General features: G+C 68.2%; 19 protein-coding genes. 7 read left to right on the top strand and 12 right to left on the bottom strand.

Features of this window, described 5'->3' with window-relative positions; genetic code table 11:
- Positions 1-38: 38 nt before the first annotated feature.
- The 5 genes from DAT35_RS20130 to DAT35_RS59040 form a co-directional block, all read right to left on the bottom strand.
- Positions 39-5,726 (bottom strand): AAA family ATPase, encoded by a 5,688-nt coding sequence (locus tag DAT35_RS20130; protein WP_108068679.1) that lies wholly within the window; start codon positions 5,724-5,726, stop codon positions 39-41.
- Positions 5,727-6,029: 303 nt separating this feature from the next.
- Positions 6,030-7,046 carry a hypothetical protein gene (locus DAT35_RS20135; RefSeq protein WP_108068680.1) on the bottom strand — a complete coding sequence of 339 codons (1,017 nt, stop codon included), beginning with the start codon at positions 7,044-7,046 and terminating at the stop codon, positions 6,030-6,032.
- A 214-nt stretch (positions 7,047-7,260) separates the two neighbouring features.
- Positions 7,261-7,656 carry a type II toxin-antitoxin system PemK/MazF family toxin gene (locus DAT35_RS20140; protein WP_108068681.1) on the bottom strand — a complete coding sequence of 132 codons (396 nt, stop codon included), beginning with the start codon at positions 7,654-7,656 and terminating at the stop codon, positions 7,261-7,263.
- A gap of 78 nt (positions 7,657-7,734) precedes the next feature.
- Positions 7,735-7,902, bottom strand: a complete 168-nt coding sequence (locus DAT35_RS59035) for a hypothetical protein (protein ID WP_158501800.1) — start codon at positions 7,900-7,902, stop codon at positions 7,735-7,737.
- A 22-nt stretch (positions 7,903-7,924) separates the two neighbouring features.
- Positions 7,925-8,092 (bottom strand): hypothetical protein, encoded by a 168-nt coding sequence (locus DAT35_RS59040; RefSeq protein ID WP_158501801.1) that lies wholly within the window; start codon positions 8,090-8,092, stop codon positions 7,925-7,927.
- Between the two features lie 508 nt (positions 8,093-8,600).
- Here DAT35_RS59040 and DAT35_RS20150 point away from each other — a divergent pair.
- Positions 8,601-10,547 (top strand): D-arabinono-1,4-lactone oxidase, encoded by a 1,947-nt coding sequence (locus tag DAT35_RS20150; protein WP_108068683.1) that lies wholly within the window; start codon positions 8,601-8,603, stop codon positions 10,545-10,547.
- An 11-nt stretch (positions 10,548-10,558) separates the two neighbouring features.
- Here DAT35_RS20150 and DAT35_RS20155 read toward each other — a convergent pair whose 3' ends face one another.
- Positions 10,559-11,134, bottom strand: coding sequence for a GNAT family N-acetyltransferase (locus DAT35_RS20155; RefSeq protein ID WP_146209795.1), 576 nt, complete (start codon positions 11,132-11,134; stop codon positions 10,559-10,561).
- A 77-nt stretch (positions 11,135-11,211) separates the two neighbouring features.
- On the opposite strand from DAT35_RS20155, the gene DAT35_RS20160 reads away from it, so the two are divergent.
- Entirely contained in the window at positions 11,212-12,189 is a 978-nt protein-coding gene (locus DAT35_RS20160) for an AraC family transcriptional regulator (protein WP_108068685.1), read from the top strand.
- 259 nt (positions 12,190-12,448) lie between these two features.
- Positions 12,449-13,192, top strand: a complete 744-nt coding sequence (locus tag DAT35_RS20165) for a hypothetical protein (RefSeq protein ID WP_108068686.1) — start codon at positions 12,449-12,451, stop codon at positions 13,190-13,192.
- A gap of 56 nt (positions 13,193-13,248) precedes the next feature.
- Here the strand turns inward: DAT35_RS20165 and DAT35_RS20170 are convergent, their stop codons facing one another.
- From DAT35_RS20170 to DAT35_RS20190, 5 genes are all read right to left on the bottom strand, one after another.
- The gene (locus tag DAT35_RS20170; RefSeq protein WP_108068687.1) at positions 13,249-14,040 is read right to left on the bottom strand and encodes a helix-turn-helix domain-containing protein; all 792 of its coding nucleotides are present in this window, start codon (positions 14,038-14,040) and stop codon (positions 13,249-13,251) included.
- Positions 14,041-14,218: 178 nt separating this feature from the next.
- Positions 14,219-14,686 carry a MarR family winged helix-turn-helix transcriptional regulator gene (locus DAT35_RS20175; RefSeq protein WP_108068688.1) on the bottom strand — a complete coding sequence of 156 codons (468 nt, stop codon included), beginning with the start codon at positions 14,684-14,686 and terminating at the stop codon, positions 14,219-14,221.
- A gap of 77 nt (positions 14,687-14,763) precedes the next feature.
- Positions 14,764-15,630, bottom strand: a complete 867-nt coding sequence (locus DAT35_RS20180; RefSeq protein ID WP_108068689.1) for an SDR family NAD(P)-dependent oxidoreductase — start codon at positions 15,628-15,630, stop codon at positions 14,764-14,766.
- 162 nt (positions 15,631-15,792) lie between these two features.
- Complete coding sequence (locus tag DAT35_RS20185) at positions 15,793-17,964, bottom strand: bifunctional alpha,alpha-trehalose-phosphate synthase (UDP-forming)/trehalose-phosphatase (RefSeq protein WP_108068690.1); 2,172 nt, start codon at positions 17,962-17,964, stop codon at positions 15,793-15,795.
- Between the two features lie 13 nt (positions 17,965-17,977).
- A complete protein-coding gene (locus DAT35_RS20190) occupies positions 17,978-19,123 on the bottom strand; it encodes a hypothetical protein (protein WP_108068691.1) in 1,146 nt (381 codons plus the stop codon).
- 191 nt (positions 19,124-19,314) lie between these two features.
- Here DAT35_RS20190 and DAT35_RS20195 point away from each other — a divergent pair, with 191 nt between their 5' ends.
- The 4 genes from DAT35_RS20195 to DAT35_RS61825 all read left to right on the top strand — a co-directional run bounded on the left by DAT35_RS20195 (position 19,315) and on the right by DAT35_RS61825 (position 22,275).
- Entirely contained in the window at positions 19,315-19,794 is a 480-nt protein-coding gene (locus DAT35_RS20195) for a hypothetical protein (RefSeq protein WP_108068692.1), read from the top strand.
- Positions 19,795-19,840: 46 nt separating this feature from the next.
- On the top strand, positions 19,841-21,034 hold the full coding sequence (locus DAT35_RS20200) for an ATP-binding protein (protein ID WP_108068693.1): 1,194 nt from the start codon (positions 19,841-19,843) through the stop codon (positions 21,032-21,034).
- Between the two features lie 150 nt (positions 21,035-21,184).
- Positions 21,185-21,772, top strand: coding sequence for a hypothetical protein (locus tag DAT35_RS20205; protein WP_108068694.1), 588 nt, complete (start codon positions 21,185-21,187; stop codon positions 21,770-21,772).
- Positions 21,773-22,146: 374 nt separating this feature from the next.
- Positions 22,147-22,275, top strand: coding sequence for a hypothetical protein (locus tag DAT35_RS61825; protein ID WP_255415190.1), 129 nt, complete (start codon positions 22,147-22,149; stop codon positions 22,273-22,275).
- 43 nt (positions 22,276-22,318) lie between these two features.
- Here the strand turns inward: DAT35_RS61825 and DAT35_RS62105 are convergent, their stop codons facing one another.
- Positions 22,319-25,030: an ATP-binding protein gene (locus DAT35_RS62105; RefSeq protein ID WP_158501802.1), complete on the bottom strand. Its 2,712-nt coding sequence runs from the start codon at positions 25,028-25,030 to the stop codon at positions 22,319-22,321.
- Positions 25,031-25,065: the final 35 nt, after the last annotated feature.

Consider the following 25,065-nt stretch of genomic DNA (forward strand, 5'->3'; position numbering starts at 1 on the left):
GCGGCTGAAGACATCAGCGGCGCGCCCCGTCCCCCGGTCTACACGTCCCTTTCGGCGGAGGGCCGTGGCCCGGTGCAGGGAAGCTCGAGGGTGAACGTGGATCCGGCGCCTGGCTCGCTCTGGACATGGATCGCGCCCCCGTGCGCCTCCGCAATCCACCGGCTGATGTAGAGGCCGAGCCCCAGCCCACCGTAATGCTTGCCGGACACGGCGCGCTCGAAGCACTCGAAGATCTGCCCCTGCCGCGCCGGGTCGACGCCAATCCCGTGGTCCCTGACAGCAACCCGCGCCATCCCGGCCTCCTCGCCGAGGAATATCTCGATGGGCTTGCCCGCCCCGAACTTGATCGCATTGGAGAGGAGGTTGGTCAGGATCTGGTCGACGCGGGAGCGATCCCACAGGCCCACGACCCGGCCGCCGTCCCTTATCGAGAGCGAGCACCCCGCCCGCGAGAGCTCCAGCTTGAATTGCTCGACCACCTCCCGGACGAGGGCCCCGAGGTCGACGTCCTCGAGCTCGAGCGGGAGCCGCTCCTCGTGGATTCGCGAGACATCCAGGAGCTCCTTGTTCAGCCGGCGCAGGCGCGTTCCCTGCGACAGGGCGCGCTCGACCAGCCTGCCCATCGTCTGCGGGTCGATGGAGCGACCCGATTGGAAGGCCCGGTCCATGGTCTGCAGCGTGAGCGTGAGCGAGGTCACCGGCGTATTCAGCTCGTGCGAAGCCACGGAGAGGAACTCGTCCCGCACGCGGATGGCCTCCTGCGTCTTGCGGTAGAGCCGCGCGTTGTCGATCGCTATCGCAGCCCGGCGCGCCACTTCCTGCACGAGCTTGAGGTCGGCGCCACCGTAATGGCGCCCCGGCGTGGACGAGACGGCGTTCAGCACCCCGAGCGTCTGCCCGCGCGCCACGAGCGGTACGATCATGGAGCTCCGTGCCTCGAGCTCCCGGCTGAGCCTCGCATGCTCGTCGTCCACAGTCAGTTTTCGAATGTCTTCGCCGAAGAGCTCGGGAAACAGGAGCGGCTCACCCGTCCGCAGGACCCTGACCGATGGGTGGGCCGAATCCCAGCGGGGAGGATACCGCCGTCGAAGCTCCTCGAGCAGCGGCTCCTTCGCGGGGTCCTTGTGCGCACCGGAGATGCGCTGGATCTCTCCTCCTTCCACGACGTCGATGACGCACCAGTCGCAGAGCGATCGCACGAACAGCCGCCCGAGGCGCGCCAGGGTCTCGGCGTAATCGAGCGACTCGGAGAGGATCTCCCCGGCCTCGGCCAGGAAGGCCGAGCGCTGCTCCGCGGCCTCGGCCGCCGCCCGCGCCGTCCGCTCCTTGGCGAGGAGCATCGCGTTCTCCAGGGAGATGGCCGCCTGCGTGGCGAGGAGCTCCAGGGCGACGAGCCGCTCGGGGGTGAACGCGCCGGCGAGGAGCTTGTTCTCGAGGTAGAGCAGGCCGACCACCTCTGCCCGCCTCAGGATGGGCAGGCAGAGGACCGATTTGGGCCGAACCCGAGCGAAGTAGTCGTCGCCGGAGAACCTGCCTGCGTCGGCGGCGGCATCGCTCAGGATGACGCGCTCCTTCGTCCGCTGCACGTAATGGACGAGCGGCGCCGGGATGCGCCGCGAGGAATCCACTGGCACCGACCCGAGGATGCTCGTCCTCGCCCTCTGCTCTTCGAGGGCGGCCTCGGCATCGATCGTCAGGCGGCCAGCGTGACTCAGGATGAGGCTGGCTCTCTGCGCGCCGCCCTGCTCGAGCACCACCTCGAGCAGTGTGCGGATCAGCTCATCGAGGATGATCTCTCCCGAGAGGGTCTGCGACGCCTTGGTCACCGAGAGCAGATCCAGCTGATCGGCGCGCATCGCCAGCGTCGCGGCGGGCCCGAACGGCTTGCGCTCGACGAGCTGTGGGTGCAGCCGCTCGAGCTGGCGCACCTTGCCATCGGCGCCCCAGCGCAGGTAGCGGTCGCGGGCCTCGCGCAGGTAGGTGTCGGAGAAGAGCTCGAAGCCACGCGCGCGGTAGAAGCGCGCCGCCGTCTCGTAGGCGATGGCCTCGTTCTGAACGAAGCCATTCTCCCGGGCCGAGCGGATGGCCTGCTCGTAGAAGCGCTCGGCGTCGAGGTCCCGGCCTTCGATGCGCGCGATCTCGGCGGCGACCAGCGCCGCGCGGTTGCCGAAGTTCTCGGGGCAGTTGTCCGCCCATTTCTCGAGCTGTTCGTGGTGGGCGACGAGTGCCGTGAGGTGCTGAGGTCGTTCGTCGGCGGAGGCCGCCGCGTGGTGTGCCGCCCGCGCGAGCGCGGCATGGAAATGGTATTCGGCCACCTCGAAGAGCGACGTGGACGTCCACAGAAGCCGCTCCGCCTTCGCCGCGGCCTCGAGGGCGGAAGCGGAGTCGCCCGCGTAGACGCGCGCCTGCTGCTTGCGGATCCAATACCGGAAGGTGGCGATCGCCAGCCGCGGATCGCCCTCCAGGTGCTGCTCGAACCGGCCCTCATCGAACTGCGCATCGTTGAAGGAGGGGAAGTCTGGCAGCAGACCCCGGAGCGTCAGGATGAGCCTCATCTGGCCGGTGATGACGTCGACGACGAGGCCGAACCTCGTCCTCCGCACGAATTCGAGCGCATTCTCGGCTTCTCGCTGCACTTCGCCGAGCGGATCTCCATTGGCGAGAAAGAGGGTGATCAAGCTACTGCGGGTATAGGACGCATACGTGAGGTCGCCGGTTTCCTGCGCCGCGTCGATGCCGCGTCGCAAGAGCTCGACGCCGGTGCGCAGGTGCCTCGTCCAGGGATTGATGCGGGCCCCGAAGCCCACGTAGACACGGGCCTTGAAGCGGAACAGCCCACGGTTCTCCGACAGCTCGAAGCCCACCTTGCCGAAGCGGAACCCCATCCGGTAATCGCCAAAGCGCGGCCCCAGGAGCGTACCGAGCCAGACGTAGGCGAGGCTCGATGTGTCGCTGTTGCCATGCTCGAGGCTGAGGTTCGCCATGCGACAGATGACGAGGCAATTCAGATTCCTGTCGGAGAACAGGGCGGGCGCCTCGGCCCACGTGAGGACGTCCATGGTGGCGCGGCAGTCCGGCTCGGTCATCGGGGGCAGGTCGACGAGCTCCTCGATCGGGCGGCTCCCGAGCTGCCGCCATATCCGCTCGTATTCCCGCCGTACCTCCTCGTCCGTCGGATGCGGCGACCAGTGGACGCCGACGCGCCGGAGGTATTCGAGGCACGCCTCGACGCTGCGGTCGATCCGATCCAGGGTCGTGTAGAGAGCCACGCGCGCGCAGGTCACGGCCGCCACGTCGACGAGGCTCCCGGCGCGGCGCGAAAGCATCGAGAGCCGCTCCTCCGCCACCGCCAGCTCGCCGGTCAGGAACTCGCACTCGGCCCGGTGGAACTCGAGCGCGAAGGTGAGCTCGTACCGCCGGTCCCAACTGTCCTCCTCCAACAGTGCCACGCCGACGGCGAGATACGTCAGCGCCGAGGCGTAGGCCGTCGACCGCCTGGCCCGCCTGCCCGCGACGAGGTTGAGCTCGGCCACCCGCTCGCGCTCCTCCCTCGAGGTGATCAGCGCGGCGCCGCGGTCGAGCTGGTTCACGATCTCGAAGATCTTCTCCTCGAGCTCCTCCGGCACCGTGCGCGACAAGAGCAGCCTGCCGATCCCCAGGTGCACCGCCGCCCGCTCGCCTTCGGGGATGAGCGAATAGGCCGCCTCCTGGACGCGGTCGTGGAGAAACTTGTACGCACCATCCATGCGGAGGACGAGCCCCGCGCGGACAACCTCCCAAAGCTCCGCGTGCAACCCCTCCTCCGAGCGGCCGTGAATCATCGTCAGGAGGGCGACCTCCGCGGTATTTCCCAGACAGGCGAGCGTTTTCAGCGCTTCCCGGGTGCTAGCGGGAAGCCGCACGAGCTTGCTGCCCATCAGATCGACCACGTTGTCGGTGAAGTCCTTGGCGCGGATCTTCGCCACGTCCCACCGAAAGGCCCTGGCACGCCCGTCGAATTCGATCAGACGCTCTTCATGGAGCGCGGTGAGGAACTGGATCGCGAAGAAGGGGTTGCCGGCCGTCTTCTCGTGGACGAGGTTCGAAAGCGGCGCGGCGTCTTCGCGGCGGCAATGAAGCGTATCGCTGACGAGCGTGACGAGGTGCTCTCGGGAGAGCGGGCCGAGCACGATGTCCGAGATGCGCGCGCCCTCCTTGCGCACCTTGTCCAGCGTCAGCACGAGCGGGTGCGAGGGGGTCACCTCGTTGTCGCGGTACGCGCCGATGACGAGGAGATGGCGCATGTCGGGGTGGGTCACCAAATCCTGGAGAAGGGCGAGGCTCGCCGAATCGGCCCACTGGAGATCGTCGAGGAAGAGCGCGAGCGGGTGCTCCTCCCGGGCGAACACCCCGATGAAGTGCTGGAGCACCATGCGGAACCGGTTCTGCGCCTCGGTCGGCGGCAGCTCGGGGACCGGCGGTTGCCGTCCGACGACGAGCTCGACCGGCGGGATCACGTCCACGATGAGCTGTCCGTTGCTCCCAAGGGCGCCGAGCAGCCGCTGCCGGAAGGCCGAGATCCGCTCCTCGCTCTCGGCGAGGATTTCCAGCACGAGCTCCCGGAAGGCCTGGACGATCGTGGAGTACGGGATGTCGCGCTTGTATTGGTCGAACTTTCCCGAAATGAAGAAGCCCTGCTCGCGAACGATGGGCTTGTGCAGCTCATACACGAGCGCCGACTTGCCGATGCCGGAATAGCCCGAGACGAGGACGAGCTCGGGGGAGCCCGTGCCGACCACGCGCTCGAACGCGCGCAGCAGCGCGGCGATTTCATCCTCGCGGCCGTAGAGCTTCTGGGGGATCTCGAAGCGGCCCGAGACGTCGTGCTCGGCCAGGGGGAACGGCTCGAGCCTGCCTTTGGCTCGCGACTCGGCCAGGCACCGCTCGAGGTCGTGCTGCAGGCCGCGGGCGGTCTGGTAGCGCTCCTCCGCCATCTTGGCCAGGAGCTTCAGGACGATTGCCGAGAGGAGCTCGGGCAGCTCCGGGACGAGCGCGGAGGGCGGCGGCGGGGCGCGGGCGACGTGGCAATGCACCCACTCGAGCGGATCCCTCGCCTCGAAGGGCAGGCGCCCCGTGAGCATTTCGTAGAAGGTGACACCGAGGGCATAGAGGTCGGCGCGGCTGTCGATCGCCCGGTTCATCCGCCCCGTCTGCTCCGGCGCCAGGTACGGCAGGGAGCCCTCGATGAGGTTCGGGCTCTCGGGGGCATTGTGCTCGCGGGGGAGGCGCGACGCGAGCCCAAAGCCGGTGAGCTTCACCTGGCCGGTGGTCGCTTTGACGAGGATGTTCTGGGGCTTCAGATCCTTGTGGATGATGTCCCGCTCGTGGAGCTCCGACACGGCCGCCGCGATACGGACCGCGAGGTCGAGGAAGCGCTCGGTCGGCATGGGTGCGCCGAGGAAGTGGTCGAGCGACTCACCGCCGAAATCCTCCATCACGAGCGCCGGCATTCCCTCGTACGTCTCGAGGGCGAGCGGCGTCACGACCGCCTGGAGGTCCAGCGTCTTGCCGATCTCATGCTCGTGCCGCAGGCGCATGACATCCCTCGAGCGGCTGTGCCTCGGGTCGAGCACCTTCAGGAGCACCGGAAGGCGATCAGCCGTCCGGTGCCCGCGGAGCAAGGAGATCCCCCCGCCCTCGTAAAGGGTCTCGGTGATCGTGAACGCGGGGCCACTCTTCCTCTTCATGAAATGCCCGCCGACTGGCCAGAGAGCGCGGCCCCTCCTCTGAGAGCACTACGACTGAAGGACCAGAGTAACTATAGGGATACCCTAACCACGAAGTGCGCTGCGGCGGTCTCGCGGTGTGGGCCCAGGACAAACAGCCGGGGTTCGCGCGCCATGCGAGGGAGGCCCAGCCCGACCAGTCCCCCTACAGCCGACACGCGCGCGGGCCCCTTCCGTCCGCCCCAAGCGCTCCCCCTCCTCCGCGAGCAGCTCCATGGCGCGCAGCATCCGCGAACGCAAGTGCCCCAGCATCCCGAATGTGAGTCAAGGCAGCATGTTGACGACGTCCTTCACCACCTCGGGGGCGGCCTCGGTCTCTCCCAGTGCGCCCTTGTAAGCGCCCAACGCCATCGAGGCAGGGTTGATCCTTCCAAACTTCAGGGCATCGAAGACTCCCTCGGCGACCCCCTTCCAGGTCTTGACCACCCCGCCCAGTCCCCCCTTGACGGCCCCCAAGAACCCCCCCTCCGAGTTACCAATCCCTGTCAGCACATTGCTGAGGCCCGGGATGAACCAAATCTTCTTGCCGACCTCCCCGGCGAACCACTGGAAGTTGTCTTTGTTGCTCCCGTCCGCCTTGACATGGGTGTCAGACGTGACATCCAGCTGGTGATCGGATTTCAGGGCGCCGTAACCCTTCTCAGCAAAATCCTTGAGCAGTCCGGCCTCTGTTCCATGCCGGGCATCTCCACTCTTGGTGATGCCCTCGATGTTGCCGTCTCCCTGTCCGTTCTGGACCTTCTTCGACCTGTCTCCACCGCTGGCATCCTTGGAGCCGTCGATGTACTCCAGCACCTTGGACATCCGATAGACGGCATCGGGGTTCTGGCGGGAATCCGTCAGGGAGAGCTTGGGGTCGACGCCCGTCTGCTTGCAGAGCTGATCGAACTTGATGTCCTTCTGGCGGCCCAGCTTCGCCAGCACGGGACTGTCCTTGACGATGTCCGCCGCCGAGCGGGTATCGCCCTCCGGCCTCTTATCCGTGGGCTTGGGAATGGAGCTCCCCTCCGCCGCATCCCCCTGCGGCTTCGCGGTGGGCTGGAAGCTATCCGTCACCGCGGCCGCGGGGTGGCCGATGCGCATGCCCTGGAGGCCACCGGCCTCGAACGCATCCGCCCTGTGAAGCCCGACCGAGCCCAGGGCGCCGCCGGCGTCTGCCATGCGCGCGAGTCCAGAGGCATCCGGCAAGGCCGGTGGATTCCTGGCGATGGAAGGAAGCGTGGGGGCCAGCCGGGCCCTGGCGGCCGAAGAGGACAGGCTCAGAGTGTTGAGTTTGATCATGTGTTTCCACCCAGTTCACGACTGCGGAGGGGAATTGCTGCTGCGGGCCTGATCGGCTCTTGCCAGGTCCATTTGCAGCGCGCATGCCACGCAGTGGAGGGGGCGGAAGTCGTTGATCTCCCAGGGCGGACATCGCTCCGAGGAGCTCGCGGCGGGTTCTCCATCGGTGACGTCAGTCACCAGGTGGTGACTCGGGTCACCAGGGAGCCGTTCGCTACCGCTCGAAGAACGACACCTGCTGGAATCGCAGGCCGGCCAGGATCTGCTCCACCCGCGCGTCGGACAGTGACCCGATGCGTTCACCCAGGCGGGCCTTGTCGACCGAGGAGATCTGCGACACGACCACAACGCTCTGCTTGGGAAGGTTCCCCTCCCCCACCTCGAGCAGGACGTTGCCCGGCTCGCTCGCCCGGTGCAGGTTCGACGTCAACGCGCACACGACCACGGTCGTGATGCGCGAGTGGTTGAAGACGTCGTCCTGAACCACCACGTGGGGATGGGAGTAGCTCGGGACGGGCCCCCGCGAGTCATCTGGCCCGATCCAGAACACGTCACCGCGGTTGATCTTCACCGCACGTGTGCCCGCGGGTTCTCCTGTGTTCGTCGTCATGGTGCGCTCGCCGTAACCTTCTCATTGAGCCATGGGGTCTGGCGAGGACGGCTTGCGCGGGCCCGCCGCGTCCAGACCTCACTGCGCCTCGCGCAGGTTTGCCTCCGCCGTGCGGACCAACTGGGAGACGCGCTTGTGGAGCCACGTGCCGAAGGGCTGCACGCGCTCGCGCTTCATGGGCCGGGGCAGCTTGTCCATGCTCTCGTCGAAGGGGATGATGGCCAGCTCGCCCGTGGCGGACACCACGCGCGGGTCGAACGCGAAGGACTTATAGGTGTGCCCCCCCGTGGAACACGATGAGGTCCTCCAGGTCCGAGTTGCCGGAGGCCTCGACGAGCTCGTCCACCGCGTAGATGTCGTCGCCAATCTCCAGGCAGCTCCAGCCGGTGACGTTACCGCACAGGAACATGGGCAGGTCCCCGTCGGTGCGTGCCACGAACCTCTACATCGACGAGAAGGAGGGTGCTGAGCCGGTACAGGGTGTGCCTTCGCTCGACTGGCGCGAGCCCCTTGAAGACCTTCGGGTCCGCCTTGTGGAGCCTGCCCTCGCTCCAGACACGCAGGGCCCCGCCCTGATGGTAGAACCAGACCTCGTCCCTCGTGTCGAGCTGCGGGTCCATGTACCAGATGGCCTCACCGCCGTTGAGCGCCTGCAATCGTTTCCAAGTGGACATAAGGCCTTGTCGCATGCGCACACGGGGCGAGCAAACCCGAGACGTGCGAGGTGACTGCCCCTGGCGGACACGTCAGACACGTTAACTGACACGTCAACTGACACGTCAACCGACACGTCGGCGGGCCGCCCGCTTCTCCAACCCCCTGGAATTCTGAGCCCCCTTGACAGGCTCCGAGCCCCTCCCGGTCTGGCGCACCCCTTGCTAACCGTGCCACTGTCAACACCGCAAGGTGGCAGCTCCTCTACGACGTCTAGAAAGGCCTCTCCCTTGTTCACAGACAAGCTCATCAAAACGGCCAGGGAACTGGTCAGCAACTTCAAATCCGTCCACCCGGAGCTGGGAATTGCATCCACGCTCGGCCGGGACTTTCAGGTGCCCACGTCCGTCAATCGCAACCTGGAGCAGATTCTGCGCTCCATTGATCAGGGCGCGGACAAGGGCGAGCTCGTCCCGCGCATCATCGAGCAGCTCGTCCAGACGAGTCCGGTGGAGAAGGGCGCGGCCGGAGGGGCCACCAACTTCTTCTGGGGGCCGTCGAGCGGGCCGAGGCAGAAATGGACGAACCAGATCGCCAATCAGGTGGTGGAGCCCCTCCAGCTCTTCTACCCGCGCTCACTCAATGACTCGGCGGACAAGCAGTCCATCGCGACCATCCTCTCGCGGGCGCTGACCACGGGCTGCGCGGTGAAGGCCGCGGGCTCGGGGCACTCCTACTCCGATGTGGCCACGACGCCGGACTTCCTCATCAACACCCATGGCTTCTGCCGCGTCGCCAGCGAGCACTCGCCCATCACGGGCCAGCTCTCGCCCTCGGCGCTGCGCAGCCCGCTGCCGCTCTCGCTGGGGCCCCTGTCCTGGTCCACCTACGAGCCGGAGAAACACCACGCCCTCATCGAGATGGAAGCCGGCATCACCATCCACGATCTGAACCAGGCGCTGGAGCAGCGCAACCTGGGCCTCATGAACATGGGAGGCTATGACGGGCAGACCATCATCGGTGCGACGTCCACGTCGACGCACGGCTCGGGCACCACCCTGCCCCCTTTCCCTGACATGGTCCGCTCCCTGGTGCTCGCGACCACCGGGCGCTGGAATGGCACGACCATTGGAGGCAAGGAGCCCACCGACGGCGTGTACTTCTATCGTATCGAGCCGAAGGACGGCATCACCGACCCGGCGAAGTATCAGGATCCCCTCGTCCAGCTCATCCAGGATGATGACTGCTTCTACTCGGCCATCTGCAGCATGGGCTGCTTCGGGGTCATCTACTCCGTGGTGTTCGAGGTGATGCAGATGTACTGGCTGGAGGAGACTCGCACGGAGACCACGCTCGACAAACTGATGAGCGATCTCCAGCCGGATACGGGCACTCCCGGCCATTTCCCGAAGGTGCTCCAGAATACGCGCAACTACGAGGTCATCATCCATCCCTATCCCATGAAGGATGGAAAGGTGATCGACATGGATCCGGGCGCTCCTCCAGAGACCTACTATCCCTACTTCTTGTGCCTGGTCACGCAGCGGAACATCGTCCCCAAGCCGGACACCATCACCGGCAGCTCAGGGCACCGCAACTTCATCGCGCAGCTCCTGAGCCTCTTCAAATTGTCCTTCGAGCTCGTGGTTGCGCTCCTCAACAAGTTTCCGGGGCTCGTGCCGTTCGCGGTCACCGAGTCCATGGGGAGCCTGGTCGACGCGAGCTACATCAACAAGTCGTTCGACATCTACAACCTCGGGTTGAACCAGGATGCCGGGTTCGCGGCGGAGGTCGGTTTCTCACTGCAGGATGATGCCGGGAACTACACGCCCCAGTACTTCAAGTTGGCCATTGATCGCATCCACCAGATTGGCCAGCGGGCCCGCCAGCAGGGAGAGCAATACCAGACGTCACCGTTCTCGCTGCGCTTCGTCAAGGCGTCGGGCGCCAACCTGTCGATGATGAACGGGAGGAACACCGCCATGATCGAGATGGACATGTTGACGGGGACCTACGCCGGCCCAGAGGTGATGTACCGTTACGAGACCAGCATGTACTCGCTTGGCGGACGCCCGCACTGGGGGCTCGACTTCGACTGCATCACGGGCAACAACGATCTGCTCCAGAAGATGTACCCGAAGCTGGACAACTGGCTCGGGGTGTACCGGCAATTCAATGTCCTCGGCACGTTCAACAGTTCCTTCACGGCTCGGGTGGGCTTCACGGTGTTCGAGTAAGGAAACCCGCGTCAGCGGGCCTTCTCGAGTGGGCGTGAGAAGACCCACACGGGAAGCCCGCTCACCGGCACCACGCTCTCGTCCACCAGCGTGAAGCCGTGCTTGCGGTAGAAGGCGAGGTTGCGCGGCTGCTCGGTGCGTAGGACGCACGTCGTCCACCGCTGCGCCAATCCGGAGAAGGCACGCTGGAGCAGCCGGCCTCCATGTCCGCGCCCGGCCAGCGACGGCTCGATGCCCAGCGTGCCGAGGTAGACGCTGCCTTCTCCGAGGAAGCGGCGAACACGGGCCATCGCGGCGTCTTCATGCGCCGACAGCCGCCACCACACCGCCGGCGGAGTGACGAGCGCCAGCCGCCACAGGCCGCTGCGGATGATGGCCCCGAGGCCCATGCCCGCCTGCGCCGGAGGCCTCCAGTCCACCGAGCCGATCCCGGGCTCGAACAACCGCCCGCCGTGCCGGTCCGAGTGCGCCAGCATCGCCTCGTACACCGTGGTCAGCGTTCGCGCTCTCCGGGCGGGGTCGGGCTCCGCCCAGCGGATGAAGGGATCTTCGTGAAACGCCCTGGCCAGCAATTGCGCAGCAGTCATGCGCCTACAGTGCGTTCAGCCGTTTGTCGGGGCGCGCCAGTCTTTTGTCTTCGTGCGCCACGCGCTAGAACCGTGGCATGCCCCTCGTGCCCGCCACCGCGCAGGCCATCATCGAGATGCTGGGCCGCTTCGGGGTCGACGTTCCGCGGCTGAAGGTCGGCCCCATCGATGATGACCCGGCGCTCGCGACGTTGTGGACGCGGGCCATCGCGCGCACCGGCCGACGGACGCTCCCGCTCGAGGTGGGGTTGAAGATGCCGCTGGGCATGATGAGCGTGGTGGACTACCTCGCGGCGTCTTCCGCGACGGTGGGGGCGGCGCTCACGGTGGCCCAGCGCGTGTTTCCGCTCGCCGCGCCCGGCGTCCAGTTGCTCCTCGAGCGGCTGCGGAGCGGCGTGCGGCGCGTGGTCATCGTCAACCAGCCACCCTTTCCCGGAGAGCTCGAGAGCGACCTGCTGGTGCTCGGCATCCTGCTGGCGCGGATGCGGACGCTGGCGAGCAGACCGCTCGAGCTGCCATGGCTCGAGCTGACCGAGCCCCACCCCGAGTCGCGCACGCAGTGGGTCGAGCTGCTCGGCACGTCCCGCCTGCGGTTCGGCATGCGGCGCACCGCGATACACTTCTCCGCGGGCGACTGGGCGACACCGCTGCGCAGCGCCGACCCGCGGCTGCTGGCGACCCTCGAGGCCATGGTGGGCACCGAGCAACGCACGACAGACGCGCTGCTCGTGGCCGTGCGCGCCCTGGCGATACAGCGCCTGCCCGCCACTCCCACCATCGGAGAGGTGGCTCCGGCATTGGGGCTCAGCGTGCGCTCGCTGCAACGCAGGCTCGCGCTGAGCCGGACCTCGTTCGTGGAGGTGCTGGACGAGGTGCGCCGCCATCGCGCGGAGCAACTGCTGGACGAAGGCGTGCTGACGCTCGGGGAGATCGCCGCCCGCGTGGGGTTCGCCGAGCAGGCCTCCTTCACGCGCGCGTGGCAACGCTGGCGCGGCGAGACTCCATCACGGAGCCGCCGCCGCGGGCCGGCGCTCACGTCACGGCGACGCCGGTGAAGGGACTTCCGTCGCGTCCTCCTGGCCCAGCACTTCGTGGTGCCGGAACGAGTCCTTTGACGCCTTCCCTGCGCATGCGCCCCGAACGGAGGACCGCTCAGCCGCAGCGCCGTCCCGGAAGCACGGGTGGATGCGCTGCGGCACGAGCCCGGAAGGCAATCGCGACCATCGTGGTGGGCCCCTAGAGGCTCTGGGCGCCGGTCGAGTTCTTTGACACCCTCTCTGGACAGCACTCCTGTCCCGCCAGAAAGGCGACCTCGTGAACGTCTCCGCGCTCCGCCCCCTGCTCCTGCTGTGCGTCCTGCTGCCAGGTCTCGCCCTCGCGCAGCTCCGCTGCCCCGTACCGGATGGTGCGAGCGCCTCGGTGGGCGAGCTCGAGCCCTCTCAACGGCTCGCCTTCATCCAGTCGCACCTGCACGAGGACGCGCGGGCGGCGCGAATCTGGACGGGCGCATGGGGCGCTGGTTACTCGCTGCTGACCGTGGGCCAGCTCGCACTGGCTCCGGCCTTCGCCCCGGAAGAGCAGGTGGACTTCTACGTGGGCGCGATCTCCTCGGCGGGTGGCGTGGCGGCTCTGCTCGCGGTGCCGCTGAGCGTGATGGAGGACTCGCCCACGCTCGACGCGATGGTCGCGCGACAGCCGGGGCCGGTGGACTGCACGCTGCTCGCCGAGGCCGAGCGGCTCCTCGTCCGGAGCGCCCGGAGCGAAGAGGAGGGGCGGAGCTGGGTGATGCAGACGGCCAACGTCGTCTACAACGTCGTCACTGGACTGGTGCTGGGTCTGTTCTTCGACCGCTGGGCCTCCGCCGCGGTCACCGCCGCCACCGGGTGGCTGCTCGGCGAGGTGATGATTCTCACGCAGCCCACCGGGGCCCAGGACGCACTCCGCCTCTACCGCGAGGGAAAGGCTCTCTCTGGAGCAGGCCTGGCCGCACTCGACTGGCACGTCGGCGTGGCGATGGCGCCGAACCACGTCGGTTTGCAGTTCCGGCTCACGTTCTGACGGCACGGAAAGCCGAGGCCTGGGAAGCGACGGATTGCTCCGCCTGGCGGAGTCCCTCAGGCCGTGTGAGCCACCCTGCGCCGGAAGTCCCGGGGGCGCTCGCCGGTGAAGGCGTGGAAGGCGTGGGTGAAGGCGGCGAGGCTTTCGAAGCCCACCGCATAGGCTGTCTGCGTCACCCTTGACCCCTCCTCCGCGAGCAACTCCATGGCGCGCAGCATCCGCGCGTCGTGGAGGAAGCGCCGCCACGTCGTCTGGGCCTCCTCCTCGAAACGCCGCGAGAGCGTCCTCCCGGACAACCGTGCTGCACGAGCCGCGTCCTCGAAGGAGATGGGCTCTCCCAGGTGCTTCAGCGTGAAGGCCATGGCCCGCTCCAGCTCCGGCGTCCGGGCCCGTGGCAGCCGCCAGTCCCGCCCCGCCGAGGCCCACTCGGAGAGCAGGTGAGCCAGCGTCCCGAAGAAGCTGTCCGCCAAGGCGTCCTTTCTCGGGCGCTCCGGGCCCCAGCGCGTGGCGTACAGGAGCATCTCCCGCGCGAGCGGCTCGATGACGAACACCCGGCACGCACCCTCGGGAGGTGTGCGCACCCACCTCGGCGTCAGATACACCGTGCGCAGGCTCACCGGCTGGGACAGGCGCACCCGGTGCCTCGTCCCGGCTCGCAGCCACGCCGCGCGCTGGGGCGGCAGCAGCCACTGCGCATCCTCCACCTCCAGGTGCAGCGCGCCCCGCGAGGAGTAGAGGATCTGGTGCTTGCGGTGGGCGTGCCACGCCGACGTCATGGGCGACAGCTCATCGGCGAGGCAGAACGCCGGAGCCGCCACCGCGTCCACGTCCACCAGGGGCTTGGGCACGCCAGAGTCCTCCCTCGCCTCAGCCTACCAGCAGCGCGGTGAGCAGTTTGCGCCTCGTCCAGTCCTTCACCCGGTACCGGGCGCGCGAGCCACCCGGGTGGCTGCGAAGCAGTGACTTCGCTGGAGCGCCGCTTCTTGGAATAAGCCCCTGGCAAGAGCCAGCGCTCCGCGCGGACTCTCAAGGGGGCGGCGTGTTGAAACGCCGCAGCAGCTCGGCGAAGGTCGCGAGCTCGTCGGTGCTCCAGTGCGCGATCCGCTGGAGGAACACCTGCCCCTTCTGCTCGAAGACCTTCTTCATCCGCTTCTCCCCCAGGGGCGTCAGGGACAGGATCGTCGCACGGCGATCCTCCGGGTCCGGTGCCGCGCGAAGAATGCCCACCGCCTTGAGGTCGCGGAGCAGCCGGCTCACGGCGCTCTTGTCCATGGCCACCCCCTCGGCGATCGCTCCAGCATGGGCCGGGCCGAACGCATGGAGCCACCGCACGACATGGAACGCCGCGGGTTGCAGATCGGGGTGGACCTGAGCCGCCGAGGCGGCCGTCAAGGCCCTGGCGGCGGAGAGCAACGCACCGAGCTGCTCTCCCACGGAGGCGAGGAGTTGTTCGCGAACGTCATCACCGCCACGGTCCTGCTTCAGGCCAGTCACTCCCCGACCATAACCCGTGCGGAAAGACACGTCGCGCGGGTCCGGGAGCCAGGGGAAGCAACCAGGGCGGCCGGAGCTCAGTTCCTGGCGACCAGTTCGGCGGTGGCCCGCCACAGACGTCGTTGCAACTCGGCGTCACGGCACAGGGGCGCCGGAGGCAGGGAGCGGTAGCGGCGCGTGGAGGAGAAGAACTCTCCCGACACCTCCTTGAACTCCGGGCCGGTCGCCAGCTGGACGATGATGCGGGCGCCCCGCGCGGGGCTCAGGAGCCCCAACCGGGTGAGGAGACCCGCCAGCCCGTTGAACATCTTCGATTCCCGCCCGAGCCCGCTGGCGTTGAGCCCGGGGCAACAGCTGTTGGCCGTGACCCCGGTACCGGCGAGCCGATGCGCCAGTTCCTGGGTGAACAGGATGTCCATCAGCTTCGAGCGGGCATAGAGCTCGAACGACTCCGCCATGCTGAAGGCGCCAGTGGAACGCAGGTCCCGCTCCGGCTCGAGCGTACGAACCTGACTGTGGGCATCGGATGCAACGTTGACGATGCGGCACGGTGCCGAGGCGATCAGCTTGTCTCGCAGCAGGTCGGTCAGCAGCCACGGAGCGACATAGTTCACGGCGACCATCTCCGGCAGCCCGTCCATGGTCACCCGCTGGGAGAAGGCATGCAGGCCGGCATTGTTCACCAGCACGTCGATGCGGCTGTAGCGCTCATCGAGCTGTCTGGCCACACGGCGGACGTCGTCGAGCACGGAGAGATCCGCGAGAAAGACATCCACCACGGCACCAGGAGCCTCGCGTTGGATGTCGGCCCGGGTCTGGGCCGCCTTGGCCTCACTGCGCGCGACGAGTCCCAGGTGCGCGCCGCGGCGGGCCAGCTCGATGGCGGTGGCACGGCCAATGCCATGGGTGGCACCAGTAATGATGATCACGGGAGCGTCCGACATGCGTACTCCTCTTCGCGGAGTTCCGGCCACTGGGAATAGTGGACTTCCATCCACCATGTCACCTCATAGACTGTTTGTTGATTTTTATCAACCATATGGGGCAGACCCTGTCCGGGGAGGGGTGGGGAGCCATGGGACTCCACGCCAGGGTCCTCCCGCGCCTCAGCCCACGAGCAGCGCGGAGAGCAGCTTGCGCACCTCGTCCGGGCCCATCACCCGGTACCGGGCTCGCGACGCCTTGCCTCCCGCGTGGATGGCCAGGCTCCCCTCGGGCAGCGCGGCGAAGAGGTCCTCGTCCGTCCGGTCGTCGCCAATGGCCACCACCAGCGTGCCGGGTGCGAGGCCCTCGGTGACGAGCCTCACCACGCGCCCCTTGTCCACACCGCGCGCCCGCACCTCCACCACCTTGTCGCCGGGCAGCACCTCGAGCGGGCCCTGCGCGAACACCTCCCCCAGGTGCAGGCGCAGCTCGCGCGCCTGCCGGGCGCCGAAGACCCGGTCCACCTGCCGGTAGTGCCACGCGAGCGAGGCCGACTTCTCCTCCACGAAGGCCCCGGGTACGCGCGCGGCGAAGGCCTCCAGCACCGGGCGCACCAGGTTCTTCCAGTCGGTGGTCACTCCGTTCAGGGACGTCCAGGGCTCGCCGGGCCCGAGATGGGACCAGAGGCCGTGCTCGGCATGCAGTCCCACTGGCAGTCCGCCGAACCACGTCTCCAGCGTCTCCTTCGTCCGCCCGCTGACGATGTGCACGCGGGTGTCCCGCCGGGTGGCGAGCCGTTGCAGCAGGTCCAGCAACTCCGCGTCCGGAGTGGCCAGCTCCGGCCTCGCGGCGAAGGGCACGAGCGTGCCGTCATAGTCGATGAGGAGCAGCAGGTGCCCGGCCTCACGCATGCGGGCGAGCGCCGCCTCCGCCCCGGCCGGCTCCAGGCGTGGGGGAGGCGTGGGCACGGACTCCAGCGTGTCCAGGAAGGAGCGCACCCACCGGTGCACGTCGTACTCCTTCACCCGGGCCCGCAGGCTGCGCATGCGCGTGCGCCGCTCCTCCGCGGGCATCTCCAGCGCGACCTCCAGCGCGTCCGCCAGGCCCTCCACGTCGTAGGGGTTCACCAGCACCGCGTCCCCCAGCTCATCCGCGGCGCCGGCGAACTCGCTGAGCACCAGGACGCCATCCTCGTCCGGGCGGGCCGCGCAGAACTCCTTGGCCACCAGGTTCATCCCGTCGCGGATGGGCGTGACGAGCATCACGTCCGCGGAACGGTAGAGGGCCGCGAGCTGCTTCTCGTTGAAGGAGCGGTAGAGGTAGTGGACGGGGACGTTGTGGACGCTGCCGTAGAGGCCGTTGATGCGCCCCACCAGCTCGTCCACCTTCTCGCGGTAGGCGGCGTAGTCCGCCACGGCGGTGCGGCTCGGGACGGCCACCTGGACGAAGCGCAACCGGCCACGCCACGCGGGCTCGCGCTCCAACAGCCGCTGCACCGCCAGCAGCCGCCGGGGAATCCCCTTGGTGTAGTCCAACCGATCTACCCCCAGCAGCAGCCGCATCTCCGGGCCCTTCTCCCGGTGCACCCGCACCTCCTCGAGCACCGCCGGCTCCTTCGCCAGGTCCTCGAAGGACTGCGCGTCGATGCCCATGGGGAAGGCACCCAGCCGCACCTCGCGCCCGTCATAGGAGACTCGGTCCACCACCGTCTCCAGCCCCAGCAGCCGCATCAGGGTGCTGGCGAAGTGGCGCACATACGTGAGCGTGTGGAAGCCGATGAGGTCCGCGCCCATCAGCCCCCGCATCAGCTCGGAGCGGTGCGGCAGGGTGCGGAAGATCTCACTCGACGGGAAGGGGATGTGGTGGAAGTAGCCGATGCGCGCCTGGGGCAGCCGTGCGCGCAGGAAGGCCGGCACCAGCATGAGCTGGTAGTCGTGCACCCATATGGTGTCCCCGGGCTGGTAGTGGCGCGCCACCAGGTCCGCGAAGCGCTCGTTCACCTTGCGGTAGACGTCCCAGTCCCGATCCTGCCGGGGGAGGCGGTCGATGAGGTAGTGGCACAGCGGCCAGAGGGTCCGGTTGGAGTAGCCCTCGTAGAAGCGGCTGACCTCGCTGGCGCTGAGGTAGAGGGGCACGCAGCGCAGCCCGGCGAGCTGCTCCTCCACGGAAGCCTTCTGCGCCTCGGTGAGCCGCGAGACATCCCCGGGCCACCCAATCCACAGCCCTCCCGAGCGCTCATGCGGGCCTCGCAGACCCGTGGCGAGCCCTCCGGCGCTGCGGACCACGGAGACCCCATCCTTGTCCGCCTTGACGGTGACGGGGAGCCGATTGGAAACGAGCAGGAGTCTGGACATACGTCCCAGACCCTTAATCAGTTGCGCCGGGGATGACCACCCTGGAAATGGGGGCCGTGCCAATTGGCGAACCTTGATTCCCGCCGCGGGCCCACCCGAGGCGCGCGAGGAGCGCGGGCTCGCGGCTCGGTTTCCAGATGAAGGCGTCCAGCAAATAGTGCGTGGCCTGCGGCAGCGCGAGCAGCGGCACCACGAGCGCCAGCACGTCCGGAGGCAGCACCGGGCCGCCCTCGCCGAAGAGGAGGGGCCGCTCGTGCCACACGAGCCTGTCCCAGAGCATCTCTTCCCCGAAGGCGAGTGCCACCAACACCAGCAGGAAGCCCGGCACGCCCGCGCGCACCACGGGCCCGAGCCAGCCATAACCGCCCTCGGCGAGCCGCCCGCGCGCATAGCGCAAGAGGAGCGCGAAGTAGGGCACCCCGTGCACGACGACATTCATCACCGTGAAGGCGAAGTCGTCCCGGGCGAGCACGATGCCTCCGAACCACGTCACCCAGGTGGCGAGCACGAGCAGCACCTTGCCCACCTGGAGCCCCTCGCCACGCACGGCCCGCGACACCTGGAAGCCCGCCCACGCGACGAGCACGAGCCCATGGAGGGCGAGCGCCACGGTGCCCACCCACGCGGGAAGCCCGGAGAGGAAGTCATTCTCCACGAACCACCAGAAGGCCCGTGGGAGGTGGGCGTGCCACCACACGACGGGGCCCAGGGTGGCGGCGTAGATGGCGGCGGCATCGAGGAGCCGCTCGGTGTTTGAGGCACGGGCCTTGCGGCCGTAGAGGGCCACCCAGCCGTACTGCTGGCGGACAAAGTGGAAGAGCGCCGTGTACGCGAAGAGCCGCCAGAAGGCACCCGGGGAGAGGAGATACGCGAGCACCCCCAGCAGGTACGCGGCAAGCGGGGCGGCGAGGTAGAGGCCGGGCCGGTGCCGCAGCTCATCGCCGTCGAAGTAGGTGCGGAAGAGGGTGGACCACACATGGGCCACGTCGACACAGACGACGAGCAGCACCCACGCCCACAGCGGCGTATCCCCCACGACGCCCAGCGCGGGCGCGGCGAGCACGAGCCCCACCGACACGAGTGCACTGCCCGCGAAGACGGCGAGGTCCACGCCTCGGCCGAAGAGCCAGGCCTGGGAAGGAGCGAGAAGACGAGACATCACCCCGGAGGGTAGCAGCACCGAACGTCCAATGGATGGCGCTTGAACCCCGGGGAGGACCCATCCCCGGCCTCTCGTTGGACCGCTGGTGAACAGCGATGCGGATCGCTCCTGGCCATCCTCCCGCCCCCCAGGCAGACATGAGGACGCATCGGCTCGGCCCTGGTCCCCACCGCCCCTTCCGGAGTGCCATGCTCCCTGCTTCCTCTGTCAGCATCGACGATTCTCTCTGGCCGCTCCGGGTGGTGCGGTTCGTGGGCACGGCCTCGCCCCGGCAGTTCGAGCACTACCTGGAGGAGACCACCGCCTGTCTGCGGCGGCGGGAGCAGTACATCAGCATCACCGATCTCACCCAGGGAGGCCCGTCCACAGCCGAGCATCGGCAACGGCTGGTCCGCTGGATGCACCAGTATGAGCCCCTGATGCGCGAAGTGCTCCTGGGGACGGCGTTCGTCATCAACTCGCCCTTCATGAGGCTGGCCGTGAGCGCCGTCACGCATCTCAAGCCCCTGCCCATCCCGTACCTCATCGCCGCCCAGGAGTTGGAGGCCTCCGCCTGGGCCGGAGCGTGCCTGGAGGAGCAGGGGCTCCGCCTCGCGGCCGAGCGCGTCCGGAGCCACTACGGGCTGCCCACCCGGGGGTACGTCCTGGACAGGGTGAGCTCGGCCTGAGGAAAGCTGGAAGGAGTCCTCGCGCGGCCCCAACATCGCCCCGCCGATGCCTCCCGACCTGCCTCCTCCCCCCGCCCGCTTCCGCCGCCGGCTCCTCGCCGTGATGCTCGTCACGGGACTGGTGCCGCTCGTGCTGCTTGGAGTCCTCGCCCGGAGGGCGCTCGAGGATCTGCTCTCCGTCTCCCTCGCACCCGTGGAGCAGGTGCTCGACGACGTCTCCGCCCAGCTCGCCCGCGAGGGCCGCTCGCAGGCCACACTCGACGAGGCCCGCCTCAACCTCGCCCAGGCGGAGCTGGCCCGCCGCGCGCTCGCGCGCCGCACGCCCCTGCTCATCGCGGCCCTGCTGCTCCTCTCGGCCGCCGTGCTCACCGCGGCCGCCGTGCTGCTCGGCCGCGCCCTCACCCGCCCCGTCTCCACCCTCACCCGGGGCATGTGGGCCTATGCGCGCGGAGACCTCTCCGTCCAGCTCCCCGCGCCCGACTCACCCCGCGACGAGCTCCAGTTCCTCCTCGTCCAATTCAACCGCATGGGGCGTGAGCTCGCCGCCCAGCGCGAGCGCCTCAAGGCCGCCGAGCAGATCGCCGCCTGGCAGGACGTGGCCCGCGCGCTCGCCCACGAGCTGCGCAATCCCCTCACCGCGATGAAGCTGGCGCTGGCGCGGCTGTCACGTCCCGACGCGCCCCCGGATGCCACGCGGCTCGGCGAGGCCGTCGGCCTGCTGCAGGAGGAGGTGGAGCTGCTCATGCGGATGACCCGGAGCTTCTCCGACTTCGCCCGCCTCCCCTCGCCGCGCTTCCAACCCGTGGCCCTGCGCCCGCTGCTCGCCGAGGTGTGCGCCCTCTACCAGGGCACCTCGCCCGTCGCCGTGGAGCTGCAACCCGGCCCCGAGCCCACGCTCTCCGCGGACCCGGACGGCCTGCGCCGCCTCTTCGGCAACCTGGTGAAGAACGCCACCGAGGCATCCTCTCCCGGCGCCGCCCCCGTGCGCCTCTCCGTCGAGGCCCACCCCTCCTCCGTGCGCGTCGCCATCCGCGATGGAGGCGGCGGGATTGCCCAGGTGCTCGAGGGCCCCGCCCTGACCCGGGGCCTCTTCAGCACCAAGCCCGGCGGCAGCGGCCTGGGACTTCCCATGGCCCAGAAGATCACCCACGAGCACGGCGGCACCCTGCGCCTGGAGCCCGCGCCCGGAGGCGGCACGCTCGCGCTCGTGGAGCTGCCCCTTCCTCCGTCCGCGCCTTGAACGGGGTGAATCCAACACATATGCTCGGAGTTCATGCACCGCCTTTGTTTGACACTCGCATGCTTGGTCCTGGGATGCTCCGCACCCAAGCCGTTACATGGCGTAGTCCAATCCAAGGCTGGAGAAACCCCGCAGAGCATTCTCGGCCCGATGCCTGATTTTGGCTCTTTCGACAACTACTCGGATGCCCTGCTCGCTGCCTGCCCCCTCATTCTGAAACAGCCCAATGCCGTCGCAGGCAGACCCAGCGATCCGAATTTCAGACTTCATTGGCAGAACTCCCGAGAGTATTGCGCCTGGATCTACCTCACGCCGGATGGCAAGTACGAGATGAGCATGCTTGCAACCAATTACACCCAGGACAATCCGTTGCTGCGCCAATGCCGACTTCCCCCGGACGTCGAGCACTCGCGATACTCCGCCGACCAGATCGGGTACGTCTTCGCCGTCCACAATCACCCCTACCCAGATGAGCTATCGGACGGCGACATCCGCTTCATCGTCGACCAGGGGCTCAAACACGGGTTCTACATCGAGACCGAGGGCCGCAAGATTCCACTTGGAATCGTGGCATTCTTCTCGAACTCCCTCGCGGCAACCTGCGATGGATTCTATCAGTACATCCCAGCCACCAACGAGTTACTGAAGTGGACTCCGGAGGCCGAGGGCCACTGGCGCAGCGACGTCATTGGCGAGGTATTGTGGGACAACGGCGACTACCGAATCAAACGCCGATAGACAATGTGTCGAGTCGTCCTGACTACACCCGCCCCCCACCACATCGAGAGGCGAACATGCTGGGCAGGCTGAATTCATTGATACTCCTGGTTGCGGTCCTCGGGGGGTGCGCTCATGGCCCATGCCGAACACTGGGTAGCTTGTTTGGATGCTCTTGCGTCACCAAACAGCCCGTTGGCCAGGACCCGAACATCGAATTTCCGATTTTCGATGCAGCCCTACCCGTCGATGACGAGGTTGACGGCTTCGCGCTCCGTGCCATACGCGTTGCCGCGGATGATCTGCTCCCACCAGAGCCTGCTCCCGAAACTCCCTGCTGGGCAAGGCAGACCGCGAATCGCTACCGCACATTCCGCAAGGGAGACGTCATTTTCGTGAGAATCGATTATAAGCCACAGAATTGTGGAGAGACGACCCACTCCATGGACGCGGGAGCCACCTATGCCATCAGCGTGGATGGGCGGATACTTCGCCGCCATATCGATGGCAGTGGCCCCTTCTAGAGCTCGCCCCCCCCACGGAACGCATCCAGTCCGGAGCTGCCCTTCAGCCCTCCACCCACCGGGGAAGCTCGACCGTGAAGTTCGAGCCCCGGCCCTGCTCGCTCTCGACGCGGATGTGGCCCCCGAGCCAGAGGACGATCTGCCGGGAGATCCACAACCCGAGCCCCAGTCCGCCATAGTGGCGATCCGGCACGGCCCGCTCGAAGCGCTCGAAGATGCGCGCCTGGTCCTCGGAGGAGATGCCGATGCCCTCGTCCCGTACGCGCAGACGCACCCCCTCGGCGGAGGCCTCGGCGGAGACCTCGATGGGCAGACCCTGCCCGTACTTCATCGCGTTGGAGAGGAGATTCGTGAGCACCTGGTCCAGCCGCAACCGGTCCCAGCACCCGGTGAGCGCGGGCTCCAGCTTCAGCACCAGGGCACAGCCCGCCTTCTCCAGCTCCGGCCCCATGCGCGCCGCCACCTCCTCCACGAGCGCCGACAGGTCCATCTCCTCGGGGTCCATCGGCAGACGCCCGGAGGTGATACGGCTCACATCCAGCAGGTCCCCCACCAGCCTGCCCAGCCGCACGCCCTGGTCCTGGCACCTGGCCACCCACTTCGACAGCCCCGCATCCTCTCCCGGCGCGACGCTCTGCCGGGCCAGGCTCTGCAGCCCGAGCTGCAGGGCCGTGAGCGGGGTGCGCAGCTCGTGGCCGGCGATGCCGAGGAACTCGTCCCGCACGGCGATGGCTTCCTGGGCCTCGCGGTAGAGCCGCGCGTTGTCGATGGCGTAGGCCGCATGGGCGGCATACTCCTTGGCGAAGGTGAAGTCGTCCTCGGTGTAGCTCCGCTCCGACGAGCCGAGCACGAGCACGCCGGCCACGCCATGGGCGGTGGCGAGCGGGATGAGCATCACGGAGCGGGTGGCGAGTCGCTGGCGCAGGCCGCGCAAGACCTCGTCCTGGGACTCGCACCAGGAGGCGACATCCTGGAGCACCGGGATGAGCCGGGGCAGTCCCGTGGCCATGGCCTCGCGGATGGGGTGCCGCTCGGAGAGGACGAAGCGGCGGACTGCCTCGGTGGCGAGCAGCTGCCGGGAGGGGTCCGCATGGGTCACCGACAGCGCCCCGAACGTCCCATCGGAGCGCCAGCCACAGAACGACGCCACGGTGGCGAGCGCGGGGACGCACAAGCGGACCAGGGTGCGCGAGGTCTGCTCCTGGTCGAGCGACGAGGAGAGCACCGCGCTGGACTCGGCCAGGAAGCGCTGCGCCTCCATGGCCCGCTTGCGCGCGGTGACATCCTGGAAGGTGCCGATGGCACCACGAGGGCACTGCGCCTCATCGAGGAGCGGCACGGCGGAGATGACGACCGTGCCACGCCGCAGCCCGTCGACCTCGAGTTCCAGCTCGACGTCGAGCACCTCCTGGCCCGTCGCGGCCGCTCGCTGCATCGGCATCTCCTCGGGAGGGACCACGCGGCCATGGCCATCGAGGTAGCGGATGGGCTGGCGCTCCCCATCCGGTGCGCTGAGAGAGATGTTGGATTCGAGCGGGAGCCCTTGCAGCCGCGCGAACCAGGGGTTCTGCCGGATGCGCCGGCACTCGCGCTCATGGGCGATGCCGATGCCCACGGGGATGACGTCCAGCAGCGTCCGGAAGTCCGCCGCCTGACGCTGGAGCTCCCGTTCGAGCGTATCCACGCACAGCTCCGCCTGGCGGGTGCGCTCCAGTTCCTGGCGCAGCCGGAGCGTCTCGAGCACGAGAGCGACACACCCCGCCAGATCCTCGGCGAGCTCCAGCCGGTCCTCGCCCAGGCGCAGCTCCGGCTCGCGCGTGGCGAAGGAGAGCACCCCGACGAGCTGCCCTCCGAGCAACAGGGGCACCGCCATGCAGTCCAACAGCCCGGCCTCCTGGAGGCACGGCTGGTCCCCATCTCCCGAGGACAGGGCCCTCGTCACCTGTGCGCCCGGTCCGCGCAGCAGCTCAGCCCTGCCCGTCCGCGCCACCCGCCGGGCCAGGAGCGAGGGCGGGCCACCCGGAGGACCCTGCAGCCCGCCGTGAGGAGCGCGGAAGGCGGCGGCACGCTGGAGCACCCCGTCCCGGAGCACATCGAGATCACACCAGTCCCCCAGTGACGGCATCACCAGCCGGCCGAGGCAGTGGAAGACGTCACACTGCCCGTTGCACGCGGCCAGGGCCCGGCTCAACCGCCCGAGGAGCTCGTTCCGGGAGGAGCATCCAGCGCCAGGGCCTCCCGAGCCACCCCTGCCCGGGGAAGGAGGTGGCTCCTCTCTCGGAGGCGGCTCGGCGGAGCGAGCCTGGCCGGTGATCCGCCCGGGGGAGAGGCGACACCGCGAGCGCTCGAAACGCTGCGTGAAGCCCCACACCGAGCACACATTCCCGGCCTCGTCGAACTCCGGTACCAGGCGGGACACGAAGAGGCTCGGCACCTGTCCTCCGGCCTCATCCAGGGATGGACACCTGAACTCGAGCATCTGTCCCTCCTCACGCTGGAAGGTCCGGTGAAGCTGTTCGTTCCAATCCCGGATGAGCCGAGGGGGCATGCCGAGCTCCTCGTTCGTCCTGCCGAGGAAGAGGGCCGCGGGCAGGCCCGTCACGCGCTCCACTTCCGGCGACACATAGAGGTGGCGAAGCCTCCGGTCGAACCGCGCGATGAGAAGAGGAGGACCGGACAGGAGCTTCCGCTCCGCGCCTCCCCCGGGCGCCGCTCCCACTCCAGGCTCCTCGCCCCACGCGCTCCGGAGATCCATGGGAAGCGGGAGCATCCAGGGAGCGCTGCACACGC

Origin of the sequence: Vitiosangium sp. GDMCC 1.1324, assembly GCF_003044305.1 — a bacterium.
Taxonomy (GTDB): Bacteria; Myxococcota; Myxococcia; order Myxococcales; family Myxococcaceae; genus Archangium.